The following is a 15,990-nucleotide window of genomic DNA, read 5'->3' as shown; positions in this document are numbered from 1 at the left end:
ATTAGCGGGTCAATGGATAGCCCAGGTTCCCGCTATCCGTTTTGTTTGTGAAATGCCAGGCGATTGATCTGAAAAAAACAGGAATAAAGCGAAACTCTTTATTTTTTATGTATTGGATAAGATTTCTCGGAACAACCACAGCCAGAAAGTAGCAGCAAAAAAGCACAAAGGTCATGGGCGGCGCATTTTTCCGGATAAACAATATCCTGTTGCGGTTCATGAAATATTCCTTCAGAGCTGATCTTTTCCCCACCGAAACTGACTCTTTGTGATAAATCAGCGCCGACAAGTCCGTATGGATCTCGTAACCTGCTTTCCGTATTCGTTCGCACCAGTCGAGCTCCTCATAATAGAGAAAATAATTTTCTGCCATCAGTCCAGCCTTTTCAAGTGCTTCCCGGCGGATCATCATGGCGGCGCCATGGGCATAGCCTGTCCTGCCACTCAATGAGTCGTACTGGCCTTTGTCCTCCTCGAACTGCCCGATACAAGCATTTCTTGCGGTGTAATAATTCATAGGGGTGTAGCCTGTGTATTGGAGCATACCCGGATGATCAAAATAGTGGATTTTGGGGGAGACAATCCCTATTTTAGGATTGGCGTCAAGTGTGGCAGCGAGCTTGCCAATTAGTTCGGGAGTTACTTCTGTATCATTGTTGATCAAAAACAAATATTCACCCGTAGCGTGTACAATTCCCAGGTTATTTCCTCCAGCAAAACCAGTGTTCTTGTCTGACCTGATGAATGTTACGCCCGGATATTTCGACCTCCAGTTTGTAACCGGATTCACCTTACTTCCATTGTCAACGACGATGATTTCAAGGTTTGGATAGACATTTACCTCTTTCAAAGATTTCAACAAATCCTCGGTAACCTGAGGCTGGTTGAAATTGACGGTCACAATGGAAACTTTTCTCATTCTTGAAAATGACTTCTTAAAACCGTTCTGATTGAGGGAATATTTTTGTTGATTTGTAGAACTATTTCAAAATTAATAATAAAAATATAGCTTTAAGAAAAATGTAGCTTGAAGTGCCAGATATTGTCCTGAGATGCCAAAAATCTCACTATAATCCGTCAAAATTCAACAAAAAATTGATCAAGTGAAAATATCATCTCTGGACATAAACAGGGTTTCGGAAAATTCCGGAAATCAAATCTCACAAAATGATCTTGAAAAAAACATACTGGCCGACAAGGTCCAGGAGCTTGTTGAAATAATAGGACGGTCGGTCGTGGACAACAACGTGTCGCGGTCGTACCAGCAACAAATAGAAGAAGCATTTAAGAAATCGGCGGCCGCCCAAAAGAAAATCGCCCCCTTTCAGACCCTCGACAAAGAGAACAACCTCTCCAGGGAAGAACTTCTGGATGGCCTGGAAAAGTTACTCGCGGAAAATCCAATTGACAGCAAAATAAGCAGTAACTATCTCAAACGTAATACACTGCAAAAAATCGTGATGCTGATTCTGGCGGTGTTGCTGATTGTCACCGGATTGTCGATGATCATTATGCCAGCGCCCCCGAGCTTCGAGATTTTTACGATATACTATTTCAATATCAATGATGGCGTCACGGTCATGGACCTGATTTCGCTGCTGATCATTTTTGGTGGAGTCCTATTGCTGGTATTAAACTTCAATAGGAAATGATCGCATTTGCTGAAACGCCGGCTGCAGTAAAAAGAATCCTCCTGGTGGAGGACAACAGGCTTTTTAGTAAAGTGGTGGAATCAGCATTGGTACGCGCTGGTTATCAATGCGTGCTATGCGAATCGGCAACCGAAGCGCTTGAGTTGCTGTTGACAGAGACTCCAGACCTGATCTTGTCGGACTATGATATGCCAAAAATGAATGGGTTCGACTTCCGGCAGGCAGTATTGATGAATCCCAAGATAAGAGATATTCCTTTTGTATTCCTGACTTCCTTCACAGACAATTCCCTAGTTCTCGAAGGTCTGAGCATGTATGCCCTGGATTTTATTAATAAGGAGACCCCCATTCCTGTCATCATATCCAAGCTGAACAATATCATTAAATCCCTGCAAAACGAGCATTCCAGATCTGTGCGGGAATTAAAAATCGCAGCGGAAACACTGAATGTAAAATCCATACCGGTAAAATCCCCCGATGTTCCGGGATTCAGGCTGCACTTTTGGAACCAAGGTTTCAGAGGTTACCCCGGCGGCGACTTCCTGGATTTTGTGCAGGCCGACGAACGCTTTTGCTTCGCTTTTTTGGGTGATATTATGGGAAAGAAATGGCAAGCCTGGTTTTTTACCTTTGGTTTTCTCAGTTATATCCGCGCTGCAATCCGTTTTTGCGTACTCGACAATGATTTCAGACTGGATACAATCCTCCAGAAGATCAACAAGCTCATCTATTTAGATGACAGCCTGCAGAACATCCTGTCGAGCCTATCACTTCTTCTGCTGGACAGCAAGACCGGCGAGGTCCACTATACCGGGGCTGGCGATCTGCCACTGATCCAATATAAATCTAGGGACGGAAGCATTTCAACCGTCCAATCTTCGGGTTTGTTACTCGGTCTTCTCGAGGACGGTTTTTATGACAAACAGACAATCCAAATGGAGGTAGGAGACAACCTCGCCATATTTACCGATGGAATGATTGATATTCCCACAAACGGCTCAAAAAAAAGCGACTATCCCTTCTTTGTCGAAAAAATCAGCCCGTACCTTGGTTTGCCTGATAGTTTCGGATTAATCAGGACCAGGGTATTGGAACGCATCAATGACAGCAATCAAATGGATGATGCAAGTATCATTTTTATTGAAAAAACTTAACCCTAATGGTATTAAAAGTAGAAGAAACTAATCAGGTTGTACGGGCAACCATCTTGCCCAACGAAGCAAGCCTGGCTAATTCAGAAGCATTTAAAGAAGAAATGATCAGTCTGATGGTGGATGGTGCCAAGCTGATTATCGTCAGTTTTGAAAATGTCAATTATATCGACAGTTCATTCCTGGGAAGCCTGGTGGTCGCGTTGAAGTATGCGCTGCCCAGAAATATAGACATCTATCTGGTCTCCTTAAAGCCCGATGTTCAAAACCTTCTGACACTGATCAGAATGGATAAAGTCTTTAAAATTTATAAAGACTATACAGAGGCGATGGGGACATTAAAATAACGCATGAAGCTCAGCGGTAATAGGTTTGAAACAGTATTTAAATGTGACCTGGAAGCGATTTCAGATACAGTGAATCTTTGTATAGCACATGTCCAAAATAACATCGGTGGGGCCGATATCGCTTTTGGTCTGGCCACCAGGATCAAATGGGTCATTACAGAGATGCTCACAAACGCAATCAAGCATTCGGATGTAGAGGAGTGTTTTCTGAGCATCGTAATTAACGATGACCAGCTTTTTTTCGAAAAAAAGGATACAGGTAAACCCCTGGCTCTCAACGAGTGTACAAGCGGGGCAAAAATAACATGGCCGCTGACACAAGACTCGTACCCCAGGAGCTTCCAGGTATATCACAACGGAACAGAATCGCTTTCGGCCTACGCCGAGAATCCGCACAGGGTGGTTTTCTCCGTTGAGGAAATTGGAGACCAGCAAATGCCGGCGCTGCTGTTTAACACGAGTGAGCATTTTGGTTTGCTGATTTTGACAAAAGCCTCTGACGCCTTCGAATACGAACATGAGCCCACATCTGGAGAAAACAGGTTTTTAAGCACTTTCAACCTGCACGACAGCTGATATGAAACACCGGTTTGAAGTATTGGATATTTTCCGTGGCTTGTTTGCGTCGCTGGTATTTTTGTTCCACCTCAGCCCGTTTGCAAAGACAGCGATCATCAACAACCGCTTCATAGAGAACGCGGATATGTTCGTGGATTTCTTTTTTGTGCTCAGCGGGTTCGTTATTGCGTATAGCTACCAGGCGATATCTTCGGTAAGAGAAGTGAAGCTCTTTCTGAAGAAGCGTTTTTTGAGGATTTATCCATTACATTTATTCATGCTGATCCTGTTTGTCATAGTTGAATTCGGCAAGAAGATGCTTACCGCGTATGTCAAAGTAAACAACCCAAACGACCCCGACAACAACATTTTCACTTTCCTCTCGTCCCTGTTCCTGTTAAACTCTACTCCTATTTTTGATCCGAAAGACGTAAGCTGGAACATTCCAAGCTGGTCTATCAGCGCAGAAATGGTGGCATATATCATTTTTGCGCTACTTACACTGACCATCTTCATGGTGCATGCAGACAAGGTTAAAAACTGGATATACCTGCTGTTGGTGCTGGTGGCCTCAGGGGCCTTGATATCTATCCAGAATGGCTTCAAAATTGATTTCACATTTGACTATGGGTTTCTGAGGGGGATCATCGGTTTTTTTCTGGGGGCCATTTGCGTGAACATTTTCAGGCTGACTTACCCCTCCTTTTCTACGGTTTCTTCTACCTGGTTCACGCTGCTCGAAATACTGGCTGTTGCAGCGATTATCGTGATGATCAGCTCGGGCCATTTACTCAAACCTTTCGGCTTTGTGTATGAGCTGTTATTCTTTTTATGCATTTACATTTTCGCATTCGAAAAAGGGGCATTTTCCAATGCTATCAGAAAGGTCAGATTGCTTCATAACCTTGGGAAGTATTCTTACTCTATTTACATGAGCCATGCTTTGATGATCAGCTTGTTCAATGTAGCTTTTATCAGAATATTGAAATTTCCGGAAACGGCCTACTCCTATCTGTTTATCCCCAATTTTCTGCTCATTTATCTCTTTTCAACCTGGACCTATAAATACATCGAAATGCAATTTGCTTATAAATCCAAATCCCGGACATCGCCACCATTAACAAGCCGGCCAGCTGAACTGAAAACTCCGAAACAGTCTATTTAGTTATAACTTTCTTTATATGAGCATTAAAGACAAAATTACGATCGTCGTTGCTACGGACAATCACTATGCCATCCTGCTGGGCGCGCTGATCAAATCCATTGAGGTAAACCACAAAACCCCCGAGAAGATCGACCTTTATATCATAGACGACGGGATTTCAGAGTCGAGCAAGAAAAAGATAAAGGGGTCCAGCAACCCGGATGTAACAACGATGTATTGGTTCAAAACCAATGATGTGATACCACCGAACGTAAAGATCCCGGTGGATAAGTCGGCATTTCCGATCACTACCTATCTCCGTCTTTTTGCGCCATACATCATTCCAAAAGAAACGGAAAGGTTCCTGTACCTGGATGTGGACATGATCCTGATCGAAGATATCTCTAAACTGTGGCATACGGATCTTGGCGATCAATTATTTGCTGCTGTACCGGACTTAGCAAAAATTTTCGCCAGCGACTGGGGCGGCGTGCCCAACTATAAAGAATTGGGTTTTGCACCGGACACGCCCTATTTTAATGCCGGTATGCTGCTGGTTGACCCTATTAAATGGCGGGCAGACGACCTTTCCAATAAAGTAATCAAGTGTATTTTTGATAACCTCGCATCAGCCAGCTTCCCTGACCAGTACGGTTTGAATGTGACCCTGGCTAACCGATGGGTGATCCTCGACCAGCGCTGGAATACATTCGCCATCCTGGACATTAAAGACCCCTGGCTGATCCACTATCTGGATATCAAACCCATCTTTCAATCCTATAATTGCAACGTGGCCTATAAGGACGAATTTTACAAATACCTCAGGATGACGCCCTGGAAAGACCACAAACCGGTGCCAGACTGGGTGCGGCTTAGCAGGAAGGCTTACAACAAATTGAGAAAAATTATTTCAGGTTATCTTAAATAGGTCCTCACGGATATGCAGCGTTTCGATGATATAACTTTACTTGTAACACATTATAACAGAAGCACTTCCCTTGAAAGGTTGTTGAAAAATTTCAGTGACCTGGGTTTGAGTTTCGGCGATATCGTGGTGTCCGATGACGGAAGCAAGCAGGAACACATTGACTACATCAATGGTCTTAAAAGCACTTATACCTTTACATTGGTAACAACACCGAAAAACAAAGGACTAGGTAATAACATCAACAAGGGGCAGGACGCGGTCAAAACCCCATACACGCTCTACGTACAGGAGGATTTTGTGCCTCAAGCCATTTTTCCCGCAAACCTGGTACATGCCATAGGCTTTATGAACGAAAGGACAGAACTTGATTTCGTCCGCTTCTATGCCTATTTCAAATATCCTTATCTCAAACCCTACAAAAACGGATTTTCAGACATGCTGTTCAGCATCTGGAATCCAGGCTATAAAAAGTTTTACTATTACAGCGACCACCCGCATTTAAGGCGCAGCAATTTCTTCGATCGGTTTGGACGCTACCCGGAGGGTTTAAAAGTGGAAGTTACCGAATACCGCATGATGATGTCCGTGTTGAAAAACAAGGGAAAGGCTTTGTTTTACGAAGATTACACCGGGCTATTTGATCAGATCAACTCCTCTGCTGAACCCAGTACGGTAAGGAGAAATTTTTGGCGGGAAACTGAAAATCCCCTGATATCCCTGTCGCGTCATCTGTATCGACATTTAAAATTCAATTACGACTACCTGATTGGCAAATAGCTATTCCTCTAAGAAAATGATTGAATGGAGTTTGCATTAAAATTTAGGATCTGCATTTATGGCAAGTGAAAAATCAAGTAACGACCATTATTGGTTAAAGTCGGGGATTATCAATGTGATGCAGAATTTCACCAGTGTCCTGTTTGGCTTTGGCGGGTTTTACCTGATGGTTCGTATGCTCGACAAACATTCCTTTGGTGTGTGGACGCTTTTTGTGGCAACCACTACCATTTTCGAAATGGTCAGAAGCGGTCTCATACAAAATGCATTAATCAAATACCTTTCGTTTTCTGAGCCGGAAGAACATCACAAAATTCTTTCCGCCTCCTTCGCCTTGTGCGGCGGGCTCACAGCGCTTTGTATTCTGGTCAACCTCATCATCGCTCATTATCTGGGACAGATCTGGAAATCGGAGGAAATCGTTCCGTTGTTTATGATGTACAGCGTAGTATACTTGTTTTCAGGCATATTGTCGCAGTTTCACTGGATGGAGCAGGCCAATTTCCGTTTCAATGGTATTTTCGTGACTAATTTCGTCAAGCAGGGCGTTTTCTTCACTTATCTGGTTATCTGCTTTTTTTTTAAAATCAAGGTACACCTCATAGAGCTCGTTTACATCCAGGCACTTGCATTACTTCTTAGTATCATTCTTGAGTATTTTTTCGTCAGGGACCTGCTTCACTTCACTTTCCGGGTAACCGGGGAATGGGTAAAAAAACTTTTGAATTACGGGAAATATGCATTCGGGACGTCTATCGGCTCCATACTTTCCAGTACAATCGACCAGATGATGCTGGGTTCACTGCTCTCCCCTGCCGCTTCCGGGGCATTCAACATTGCGGTCAGGATCATGAACCTCGTCGATATCCCCACCAATGCCATTGCAGTCATTGTCTTTCCGCAAAGTGCGCGAAGGCTGGCTACCGATGGGGAAGGCGCAATCAAATATCTTTACGAAAAATCAGTAGGTACCATACTTGCGGTGCTGATACCTGCATTGCTTTTCCTGTTCCTTTTTCCCGATTTTGTCGTCAGTTTTATTGCCGGGAATAAGTATGAAGAAACGGTTCCGATCCTGAAAGTCACGGTGTTATATTGTATGTTAATTCCCTTTGGGCGTCAATGCGGCACGATTCTGGATTCTATCGGGAGGCCAAAGATCAATTTTATGCTCGTCGTACTGAACGCAACAGTAAACCTGGGCCTGAACTACATTCTGATCAGCCGGATTGGCGTAATGGGGGCGGCATATGCAACGCTGATCTCGAACATCATCAGTTTCACGATCGCGCAGACAATCCTGAACCGGATTCTCCACGTCAATACGTTCAATACCTTCATCTACGCATATAAGTTTTATCCTGAATTTTTCTCGAAATATATAAAGCCCCGTTTTACCTGACCCTCAACATCATTTGCTCACTTATTTAAGACACCTTTCCCAATGTCATTCTTTAAGAACCCGGACTGGCTCGATCAATACCATTATCCCTATACCTCCTATGACCAAATCCCGGAGCGCGTTTTTAATGAAATAAATAGAAGGCTCGACGCCAGAAAAACCTCCGATCCGCTGATCACCATCATGATCGCAGCCTGGAACGAGGAAGTCAACCTGCTTCGGTGCGTCGCTACTTTGTCTGCCATGGCCACCTCCAAGCCGTTTGAAATCCTGGTCGTCAATAACAATTCTACCGACAAAACCCAGCAGACCATCGATGCATTGCATGTGAGGACTGTGTTCCAGGAAATTCAGGGGCCAGGCCCCGCGCGACAGCTGGGTCTCGAAAATGCATCGGGGAAATATATTCTTTTAGCTGATGCAGATTGCTTTTATCCCGATTGCTGGCTGGAAGAAATGATGAAAGTACTTACCCAGCCAGAGGTCGTTTGTGTATACGGACGATATTCCTTCATCAGCGAAGAAGGCTATTCGCGCTGGCAGTTGTCGCTTTTGGAAAAAGCCAAAGACATCATAGCAGAATACCGCCACCTCAACCGGCCCTACCTCAATACTTACGGGATCAGTATGGGGTTTCTCAGGGAGCCAGCGCTTAAAATAGGCTTTGTGATGAAAAACGTGCGGGGAGAAGACGGGAGAATGGCCTATGCCTTAATGAATTATGGCAAGATCAGACAAGTAAAGAATAATAACGCTCGCGCCTGGACAGGCGCCAGGACCCTGAAAAGGGATGGAAGTTTTTTCAGCCTCTTTACCAAGAGGGTCATCAAAGAATTCAAAGGCTTGCTTTTCAATCTGCATTCCAAGGCGCCGAAAGAGATCGAGAAATTGTAATTTACATCGCCTGGCCCTTTGCAAGCATTGCATCTGCAAGCAGGTCCGAGATCTGATCAACTCTTTTTTCCCATGTGTTGTCAGCGGCGACCCGAATTCTCCTCTCCTTCTTCTCGGCGGTGTCATTGGATAATGCATCAGCAATTGCTTCCGAAAATGAAACCGGATTATCACAATACGTTACCGTATTCCCTGTAAATTCTTTCAGATCATCGTTAAAGTTAATGGCAACCAGCGGCTTGCCTGCTCCCAGGTATTCAAAAAGTTTCAAGGGAAAAATAGTAGCGCTGACCTCGTCCCGCTTGAAAGGCAGCAGCGCCACGTCAAAGCCTTTTATTACGGCGGGCATCTCGCTGTAGGGTACGCTGCCAGTCGAATACACGTTGGCAGTGTTGAAAAACCAGTCGGGTATGTAGTTTCTTTCTTGCGGGCCTACGAAAACGAAGCTTTTATCGGGGTTCATTTTCACGACTTCATGCAGCATAGTGTAGTCCATCCGCCTTTCAATATTGCCAAAGTAACCGATGACCGGTTTGGGAATTTGTTGTAAAACAGATGCAACAGGCAGGTTTTCATCCAATGCCTTTTGGCTATGTCTGATATCGGCAGCATTGGGTACGAAGAATGTGGCCGGGTTCACTACCTTGCTTTGATTATAAAGCTGCCGGCTTGTACAAAAAACAAGATCGCTGTTTTTCAGCAACTTTTTCTCAGAAACCACTCCATGCCGCGCATCGAAAGGCACAATGATCGGGTCTACGCAGTGGTATGCCGTAAGCTTTGGCGCAAGACCGTCCGCCACGTCGGGATAATGGAAATTAAAGGAGTTAATGAAAATGAAATCTTTGATCTGGTATCTCCTGATAATCCGCCTGAGCTTGGTCCTGATAAGGAATTCATTGAATTTAAGAGCCAGCCGGAACACAGGTCCCTCGGTCAGGAAATTGATCGACAACAATACCGGAGGAATAATCACCTTGAAATCCGGGATATCCGTGTCGAGGACATCATCATTCCATACTGAAAAATAACCCTTTCTTCTTTCGTTCTCCGGCGAATTCCTCAGACGCAAATAATCTTTGATTGTAAACGGATGCTCCAGATAGTAAACCTTGTTTTCCCGCGCCAGCATTTTCGCAACGGTATAGTTGGTTGATTCAATTTTGGAGTCGAACCGCGGCAGGCCAAAAACAATGATTTGTTGTCCTTTCAGTCTCATACTATAAAAAATATCGGCCTATAAACTCTTTCAGCTCGTCGTCCGTCTTGGCATGAACAATGTTCGCTCCGGAAAGACGCGGGTAAAGCTTGTAAAAACAGCCGAAATGGTGTTCTAACCCCTTTTTTGATAAAATCACGTTTACGCCGCCGAAATAACTGGCCAGTGTGGCAGTGCCGCCATGAACGGACACAAAGCGCTCCGCATTGGCATAAACCATCAGTTGCAAATGATTGAAATTGTGCACATTGGCAATGTTCTCCCTGTAAAGATTCTCCATGAGTAAAACCTCGGGATATTCCTTTTGCAGCCAGTCATACTCGTGAAGATCATAGATATCACTATTATCCATCGTGATATGCTGTGGCCTCGGGCGGTTATAGATGATCGTGTACTTGCTCTTGAGTTTCTCGATCATAAACGAAAGCATTTCTATGTCAAAATAGCTGACAGGCGGCCCGTTCCACTCCTCATTATACCGGTTTGCAATAATCAATATTGGCTTTTCAAAAACGTACCAGTCATTCTTGTACCGGTCCTTAAGCGGTACCTGCCGCCACTTTCTGATATTATAATTCTGGCTGAAAAGAATCCTGGGAATTTCAAAGTTGTAATTACCCGATTCTCTTCGAATATCGAATTCCTCCACATGTTCAGGAGAAAAGAAATAAAACTCACTGGTATGCTTGCTGCCAACAGTTTTCCGTAGTGTCCCATTCTTGAAATGCCAGTAGGCAAACGGCAATACAAAAAGTAGCTCCTGGCCGAATTCACCGTCAAAAATCAAGGTTTTATATTTCCCCCGTATGACATAATCTTTAAAAAAGTACTTCAACTGAACAAGCTGACAGTAAAAAGTATCCCTATAAAAATACCGTATCCCAATAGGGAGCTTTCCATACTTAATCAAGACAATAAAACTCAGTAACTTATTAAGCATGTTTTGATTGCCTGGTATGTTAATCGCTTGGAACGATATCCTTGGTAAAAAGTTCGTCTATATAGTACTTTACTTCATCCTCGGTTTTGGCGTGGATAATTTTAGCACCCGAAAGCTTGGGGTACAGTTTCTGATAACAGTGGAAATGGTGCTCCGGACCTTCTTTGGAAAGGATCAGATTGGTCCCGCCAAAGTAACTGGCCAGGGTGGCAGTCCCTCCATGGATGGAAATGAACTTTTCCGCATTGGCGTACACCATGAGCTGAAGGTGGTTGAAATTATTCGCCCCGCCTTTATTTTCCTTATAAAGGTTCTCCATAAGCAACACGTCGGGATGCTCGTTTTCGAGCCATTCATGTTCCTTCATGTCATAAATATCACTGTTATCCATTGTAATATGGTGTGGACGAGGCCTGTTATAGATGACCGTATAGTTCTCCTTGACCCTTTCGAGTATGTATGCCAGGATTTCGATACTATAAAAACTGATCGGAGGTCCCCCCCACTCCATATTATAACGGTTTGCAATAATTAGTATAGGTCTGTCATACTTATAGATTTGGTTCTGGTAATGCGCTTTCAATGGTACCGGCAGCCACTTTTTCATGTTATAATTCTGGCTGTACAAGATTCTGGGCATTTCAAAATTGTAGTTCCCATCCTCCGTCCTGATATCGTAAGACTCCGAATGCTCAGGAGAAAAAAAATACAGCTCCCTGGTGAATTTGCAGCCTTCTGTCCTTTTTAATGTGCCGTTTTTGTGATGCCAATATGCGAAAGGCAGGACAAACTGGAGTTCCGGCGCAAACTCACCATGAAAATCAATATCCTTATATTTCCTTTTGAATAGATAATCCCGAAAAAAATATTTCAGCTGAACAAGTTGACAATAATAGGTATGCCTGTAAAAATATCTGATGTTAACCGGTAATTGTCCATATTTAACAAGGACTATAAAACTAAGTAATTTGTTTAGCATGTTTTAGTGATTATCCCTCTCTCATAAACATTTATCCTGTTACTCGTGGACGTTTAAGCCAGGAATGTCGGCTATTCAATCTGTTCAGCATCAATAAACAGACATTAAAAATCGCAATATTTAGCCACATATCCCGTCTGGCCACCATTTTTTTTTCAAAATCAGCGATTTCCACCTCATCTTGTCCAAGGTGCTTTACATACGGTTGGCCGTTAATACCTGCTGCCAGCTTGGCGTCGCCAGAGCTGGTCAGCATCATCGTTTGATGCTGCCTAAATTTTAACAAATAAAATTACATTTGTAATATAATCACGATATTTGCCTCACGATGCACTCATAAATTACTCAACCCACCCCGTTCCGTAGTTTCGTCAATGAAATTGTTTGCTAACCTGCCTTCTACAAAAAAAATCTACTTTTTTTCCGCTTTTCTGATTACCCTTTGCTTTATCCCAACAATCATTTTGCGTGTTATTCTCGCCAAGAGTCATCATTCCGACCTGGGCGGCGTTGAGCAAAATGTGATATATAGTATTCAGAAATTACTTTTCGATGGCAAGCTTTATACAGACCCCCAGAACGCCCCGTTTACAATAACTCAATACACGCCGATTTATCACTACATATGTGCGTTTGTAGCCTGGCTAACCGGACAGGATCCGGAGAAAAATATCTATCAGCTATATTTAATCGGGCGAGGAGCTAACATACTGATCAATCTATTTCTTGCGCTCACCGTTTATCGCATTGCTTTCAGGAAATTAGATTTATCAGCTTCCCTTTCTGCTGCACTGGGATTGGGGTGCTTCGTTTGCGTTTTCCGGCAGGGATTTACAGTACGCCCCGATTCACTGATGGATTTCGTGATCATACTGTCCGTATACTTTTTTTTAGGTTACCTTAAAGACAGGCATTCGGGACGAGGTAACCTGGCCATGGGGTCGTTTCTGGCAGTCCTGGCGATCTTTGTCAAACAAAGCGGCATCCAGATGCCCGTCATCATTTTGAGCTTTCTTGTTTTTGTAAATGATTGGAAGGGGCTGAAAATAAGCATGTTGACAATGGCTTGCTCCTTTGCGGCCTTCACTGTTACAATGCTTTTACTCTACAAAGGTGTCTTTTTCAAGAATGTGATCGGCGGTGTAGCCAACGGCATCGATACCAGCTGGTTTTTTCTTTATGTCTTTGGACCGGGATTCAAGGTTAAAATTCTGATACCTGCACTCATTGTCCTGGCGGTAACATTTTATCATTGGAATATATTCAGAGATGATATCATCACCCGTTTTTTATGTTTTTGCGCATGCGCTATGTTCGCATTTGCAGGGATCACCGTACTCAAAAGCGGCTCAAACGTTGCGTATTTTTCTCCATTTTTTATTATTTCATTACTACTTTTCTCCTGGAAATTAAGATCAGTTAATAACAAATCAATTCCCCAATTTTATCTGCATCCTTTATTTGCGATATATTTTTCGGGTGTATGCGTTTTGAACGTAATTCACCAATATTCGGAGGTAAAAAAGCTTGAATTTGATTATAAGAGTCAGGTCCAGACAAGGGAACAATTAGCATTTGACGTGGCTGAGTATGTGAAAAAGCAATTAACGTCTGAGGATTATGTATTTGCCAATCTGAATGACGAGTCAATTATTGAAAATTCCTATGGAAGGCGGGGAATCAATAATATGCTATTTGAAAATTGCCTGATTCCGCAGCTGGATATCTTTAAGTCTTCAAATGTAAAATCAGGGGTATTGGGTTATTCTAATTTCAGGGACACATTAACATCAGGCAGAACAAAGTACATTATTGAATCTTCCACACCTTTTAACTTTCGCATTATCCCGGATTTACCAGAAATAAAAAATAAGAATTATTATTTGGTAAAGGAAATAGGGGCATATAAGATATACCAGCATAATCGGTTCAGGCGGCTCAGATGAGCAATCAAAACCTGCCATTCCGGCTCTCAAATACTCCTTAAAGTATTTTGTTGAATTAACAGTATTGATTAGATTTGTTACATGTACCCTTTTCATAATTAAACAAAAAACCATGAACATAGAAATAATTGACTCAACTAATGACCAGGATAATAATGAGTCCATGATAGATCATGCTTATCTCAATGAAATCACTGGTGGAGACGAAGAATTAAAAGGTGAATTGATCAATATGTTTGAAGACGAAACAAATGTTCAACTCTCAAATATTTCGGCATCCAATAAACAATCAAATTTTGAAGGCCTGAAACAAGCTATTCACAAATACAGGTCCTCTTTGTTTTCTGTTGGTTTACTCAAAACAGCTGCCAAATACAAGGAAATCGAGACAGTCCTCAAAAGAGGCGAAATCATTGACAACCTTGGCAAGGTCCTTGAAGATCTTGAAAGCGAATCAAGATATGGCTTGAAAATCCTGAAAGGCCTCTAAGATTCCGTGATAAGAGGAGAGGTTACTTCACTCTCCTTTTTATCAGCAAGGTAAGTAGTGTGCAGTATCGCCGCCGCGACATAAAAAAGAATGTTATTAGGAAATTGCACAATTGCTTCCTGCGGAAAATTCCCCACATTTAATGCAAATACAATCAGTATCATCGCCAGGGAATAAGTCTTAAGCTCACTATTCCGAATACGGTAGAAGTTGTTGATCCCCATTTTCAATACGGTAAACATCAGCATACAAAATATCAGTAGCCCGACCCACCCCGTTTCTACAGCCACCCGCATGTATCCGCTGTCAGGCGGAAAGCTCGCCAAAAAGCTGTTAGGCGAGAAACGAGCGCCCCAGGCTCCGGTAGAACCCAGCCCTCCGCCGAACGGATGCGATATAATAAAGGGTTGAATACGCTTCTGGTTGTATTTTCTGACATTGAAAGATGGATCATCAGAAGGACGAAATGCGGTTTGAAACCGCGCCAAAGTGGGATTTCCTGTCGGAATCACGATCAGGATTGCGATAAATACGGCCCCCACACACGAAACGAACATGATCTTTTTGCTGAAATTCAATAATGCAAAGGGAACCATCGCAGCTGGTACCAGCACGTAAGCACCTCTGGTACCCGAATATAACATGGCAATCAAAAATACAGCGATAAGGCTCCCCAAGGTTATTTTCATTTTAAGGGTGGTTTTCCCCGATAATAGCGCAATGCAAAGCAGACTAGCACCCACCATTGTGTAAGAAAACGACACAGGGTCTGAAAACAAAGAATATTTCCGCCAGCTCCCATTGATATACAAAAGGCTTACCATCAGGGGATTATTAAGTAAATCCTGTAATTCGGAAGGAGCAAATCCGAAATACTCCTGCTTGAAACCGTAAATAGCTCCGCATGCCGCCAACAAGATCCAGGTAATCACAACTACACGTATCGCTTTGGCTGACCTCAAATGGTAAATGAAAACAAAATACATGAGGGTAACAATCGCCACAGTCCGCACTGTGTAAACCCACGCCAGCCGCGACTCAGCCCAGGGATTGCCAACCTGCAATACATTGTAACCGATCCAGACCCATATCATCACTGATACCGGATTTTTATAGATACTAAAATCCCACTGCCCCTTCTGCTTGATCAAAAAACCCAAAATGAGCAATGCCTGCAATCCGTCCATCATCGTACCCAAAGGAAAGTTGACGCCCATACGGGAAATGAAGAACAGGAAAAACGCCATCGTCATCAACACGACGATACCGAAAATAGGATAAACGATGATGGCATACACGGCCGGAATGGCCACCATGGCGATCAGCATCAGCAAACCCGACACCATACCTCCGTACACCGACCCGACTCCCAATAAAATAGCCACCACCGATAACAGGATGATCCAGCCGGGACCATTTAGCCGATCTGTAAGAGGAATCGGCATTTTGCTTTGAAGTGAGTCTCCTGGTAATGAATATTTCACCGGTTCGTGGTTCTAGAAAAATAATATCTTAAAAAAGAACACAAATACACTGATAAACGCCAGTATCAACGCAATGGTC

17 protein-coding genes are annotated in these 15,990 nt (G+C 43.2%); 11 read left to right on the top strand and 6 right to left on the bottom strand.

Going from position 1 to position 15,990, the window contains the following annotated elements:
- Nucleotide 1 precedes the first annotated feature (1 nt).
- Nucleotides 2–919 (bottom strand): glycosyltransferase family 2 protein, encoded by a 918-nt coding sequence (locus tag AC1XUF_RS02235; protein ID WP_483340018.1) that lies wholly within the window; start codon nucleotides 917–919, stop codon nucleotides 2–4.
- 184 nt (nucleotides 920–1,103) lie between these two features.
- Here AC1XUF_RS02235 and AC1XUF_RS02230 point away from each other — a divergent pair, with 184 nt between their 5' ends.
- From AC1XUF_RS02230 to AC1XUF_RS02190, 9 genes are read left to right on the top strand one after another with little or no spacing between them, the layout of a single operon-like run.
- The gene (locus AC1XUF_RS02230) at nucleotides 1,104–1,652 is read left to right on the top strand and encodes a hypothetical protein (RefSeq protein WP_483340017.1); all 549 of its coding nucleotides are present in this window, start codon (nucleotides 1,104–1,106) and stop codon (nucleotides 1,650–1,652) included.
- Nucleotides 1,649–2,806: a SpoIIE family protein phosphatase gene (locus AC1XUF_RS02225; protein ID WP_483340016.1), complete on the top strand. Its 1,158-nt coding sequence runs from the start codon at nucleotides 1,649–1,651 to the stop codon at nucleotides 2,804–2,806. The genes AC1XUF_RS02230 and AC1XUF_RS02225 overlap by 4 nt, the downstream gene beginning before the upstream one ends.
- A gap of 5 nt (nucleotides 2,807–2,811) precedes the next feature.
- Nucleotides 2,812–3,150, top strand: a complete 339-nt coding sequence (locus AC1XUF_RS02220; RefSeq protein WP_483340015.1) for an STAS domain-containing protein — start codon at nucleotides 2,812–2,814, stop codon at nucleotides 3,148–3,150.
- Nucleotides 3,151–3,153: 3 nt separating this feature from the next.
- On the top strand, nucleotides 3,154–3,726 hold the full coding sequence (locus AC1XUF_RS02215; protein ID WP_483340014.1) for an ATP-binding protein: 573 nt from the start codon (nucleotides 3,154–3,156) through the stop codon (nucleotides 3,724–3,726).
- 1 nt (nucleotide 3,727) lies between these two features.
- Nucleotides 3,728–4,873, top strand: a complete 1,146-nt coding sequence (locus AC1XUF_RS02210; protein ID WP_483340013.1) for an acyltransferase family protein — start codon at nucleotides 3,728–3,730, stop codon at nucleotides 4,871–4,873.
- A 16-nt stretch (nucleotides 4,874–4,889) separates the two neighbouring features.
- Nucleotides 4,890–5,780, top strand: a complete 891-nt coding sequence (locus AC1XUF_RS02205; RefSeq protein ID WP_483340012.1) for a glycosyltransferase family 8 protein — start codon at nucleotides 4,890–4,892, stop codon at nucleotides 5,778–5,780.
- A 12-nt stretch (nucleotides 5,781–5,792) separates the two neighbouring features.
- Nucleotides 5,793–6,557, top strand: coding sequence for a glycosyltransferase family 2 protein (locus AC1XUF_RS02200; protein WP_483340011.1), 765 nt, complete (start codon nucleotides 5,793–5,795; stop codon nucleotides 6,555–6,557).
- 58 nt (nucleotides 6,558–6,615) lie between these two features.
- Nucleotides 6,616–7,959: a flippase gene (locus AC1XUF_RS02195; protein ID WP_483340010.1), complete on the top strand. Its 1,344-nt coding sequence runs from the start codon at nucleotides 6,616–6,618 to the stop codon at nucleotides 7,957–7,959.
- Nucleotides 7,960–8,001: 42 nt separating this feature from the next.
- Nucleotides 8,002–8,853 (top strand): glycosyltransferase family 2 protein, encoded by an 852-nt coding sequence (locus tag AC1XUF_RS02190; protein ID WP_483340009.1) that lies wholly within the window; start codon nucleotides 8,002–8,004, stop codon nucleotides 8,851–8,853.
- Between the two features lies 1 nt (nucleotide 8,854).
- On the opposite strand, the gene AC1XUF_RS02185 is transcribed toward AC1XUF_RS02190, so the two are convergent.
- From AC1XUF_RS02185 to AC1XUF_RS02170, 4 genes are read right to left on the bottom strand one after another with little or no spacing between them, the layout of a single operon-like run.
- The gene (locus tag AC1XUF_RS02185) at nucleotides 8,855–10,072 is read right to left on the bottom strand and encodes a glycosyltransferase family protein (RefSeq protein WP_483340008.1); all 1,218 of its coding nucleotides are present in this window, start codon (nucleotides 10,070–10,072) and stop codon (nucleotides 8,855–8,857) included.
- Between the two features lies 1 nt (nucleotide 10,073).
- On the bottom strand, nucleotides 10,074–11,012 hold the full coding sequence (locus AC1XUF_RS02180; protein WP_483340007.1) for a hypothetical protein: 939 nt from the start codon (nucleotides 11,010–11,012) through the stop codon (nucleotides 10,074–10,076).
- A 19-nt stretch (nucleotides 11,013–11,031) separates the two neighbouring features.
- The gene (locus AC1XUF_RS02175; RefSeq protein WP_483340006.1) at nucleotides 11,032–11,991 is read right to left on the bottom strand and encodes a hypothetical protein; all 960 of its coding nucleotides are present in this window, start codon (nucleotides 11,989–11,991) and stop codon (nucleotides 11,032–11,034) included.
- A 31-nt stretch (nucleotides 11,992–12,022) separates the two neighbouring features.
- Complete coding sequence (locus AC1XUF_RS02170; protein WP_483340005.1) at nucleotides 12,023–12,250, bottom strand: hypothetical protein; 228 nt, start codon at nucleotides 12,248–12,250, stop codon at nucleotides 12,023–12,025.
- 205 nt (nucleotides 12,251–12,455) lie between these two features.
- Between AC1XUF_RS02170 and AC1XUF_RS02165 the strand changes: the two genes are divergently transcribed.
- Together AC1XUF_RS02165 and AC1XUF_RS02160 are read left to right on the top strand one after the other, a co-directional pair.
- Nucleotides 12,456–13,937 carry an ArnT family glycosyltransferase gene (locus tag AC1XUF_RS02165; protein WP_483340004.1) on the top strand — a complete coding sequence of 494 codons (1,482 nt, stop codon included), beginning with the start codon at nucleotides 12,456–12,458 and terminating at the stop codon, nucleotides 13,935–13,937.
- Between the two features lie 112 nt (nucleotides 13,938–14,049).
- Nucleotides 14,050–14,427 (top strand): Hpt domain-containing protein, encoded by a 378-nt coding sequence (locus AC1XUF_RS02160; protein WP_483340003.1) that lies wholly within the window; start codon nucleotides 14,050–14,052, stop codon nucleotides 14,425–14,427.
- Here AC1XUF_RS02160 and AC1XUF_RS02155 read toward each other — a convergent pair.
- Nucleotides 14,424–15,872 carry an O-antigen ligase family protein gene (locus tag AC1XUF_RS02155; protein ID WP_483340002.1) on the bottom strand — a complete coding sequence of 483 codons (1,449 nt, stop codon included), beginning with the start codon at nucleotides 15,870–15,872 and terminating at the stop codon, nucleotides 14,424–14,426. The two genes, AC1XUF_RS02160 and AC1XUF_RS02155, sit on opposite strands and share 4 nt — an antisense overlap.
- Nucleotides 15,873–15,990: the final 118 nt, after the last annotated feature.

The organism is Dyadobacter sp. HNCC25DJ185 (genome assembly GCF_056895195.1).
The sequence above is the reverse complement of the archived record's forward strand: the minus strand, read 5'-3'. Positions and strand labels throughout refer to the sequence as shown.

Excerpts from the sequence above, each read along its gene's own strand:
- AC1XUF_RS02155 (WP_483340002.1), bottom strand. The coding sequence starts at position 15,872 with ATGCCGATTCCTCTTACAGATCGGCTAAATGGTCCCGGCTGGATCATC.
- AC1XUF_RS02225 (WP_483340016.1), top strand. The coding sequence starts at position 1,649 with ATGATCGCATTTGCTGAAACGCCGGCTGCAGTAAAAAGAATCCTCCTG.
- AC1XUF_RS02180 (WP_483340007.1), bottom strand. The coding sequence starts at position 11,012 with ATGCTTAATAAGTTACTGAGTTTTATTGTCTTGATTAAGTATGGAAAG.
- AC1XUF_RS02235 (WP_483340018.1), bottom strand. The coding sequence starts at position 919 with ATGAGAAAAGTTTCCATTGTGACCGTCAATTTCAACCAGCCTCAGGTT.
- AC1XUF_RS02160 (WP_483340003.1), top strand. The coding sequence starts at position 14,050 with ATGAACATAGAAATAATTGACTCAACTAATGACCAGGATAATAATGAG.
- AC1XUF_RS02185 (WP_483340008.1), bottom strand. The coding sequence starts at position 10,072 with ATGAGACTGAAAGGACAACAAATCATTGTTTTTGGCCTGCCGCGGTTC.
- AC1XUF_RS02200 (WP_483340011.1), top strand. The coding sequence starts at position 5,793 with ATGCAGCGTTTCGATGATATAACTTTACTTGTAACACATTATAACAGA.
- AC1XUF_RS02205 (WP_483340012.1), top strand. The coding sequence starts at position 4,890 with ATGAGCATTAAAGACAAAATTACGATCGTCGTTGCTACGGACAATCAC.
- AC1XUF_RS02170 (WP_483340005.1), bottom strand. The coding sequence starts at position 12,250 with ATGATGCTGACCAGCTCTGGCGACGCCAAGCTGGCAGCAGGTATTAAC.
- AC1XUF_RS02190 (WP_483340009.1), top strand. The coding sequence starts at position 8,002 with ATGTCATTCTTTAAGAACCCGGACTGGCTCGATCAATACCATTATCCC.
- AC1XUF_RS02215 (WP_483340014.1), top strand. The coding sequence starts at position 3,154 with ATGAAGCTCAGCGGTAATAGGTTTGAAACAGTATTTAAATGTGACCTG.
- AC1XUF_RS02220 (WP_483340015.1), top strand. The coding sequence starts at position 2,812 with ATGGTATTAAAAGTAGAAGAAACTAATCAGGTTGTACGGGCAACCATC.
- AC1XUF_RS02210 (WP_483340013.1), top strand. The coding sequence starts at position 3,728 with ATGAAACACCGGTTTGAAGTATTGGATATTTTCCGTGGCTTGTTTGCG.
- AC1XUF_RS02195 (WP_483340010.1), top strand. The coding sequence starts at position 6,616 with ATGGCAAGTGAAAAATCAAGTAACGACCATTATTGGTTAAAGTCGGGG.
- AC1XUF_RS02175 (WP_483340006.1), bottom strand. The coding sequence starts at position 11,991 with ATGCTAAACAAATTACTTAGTTTTATAGTCCTTGTTAAATATGGACAA.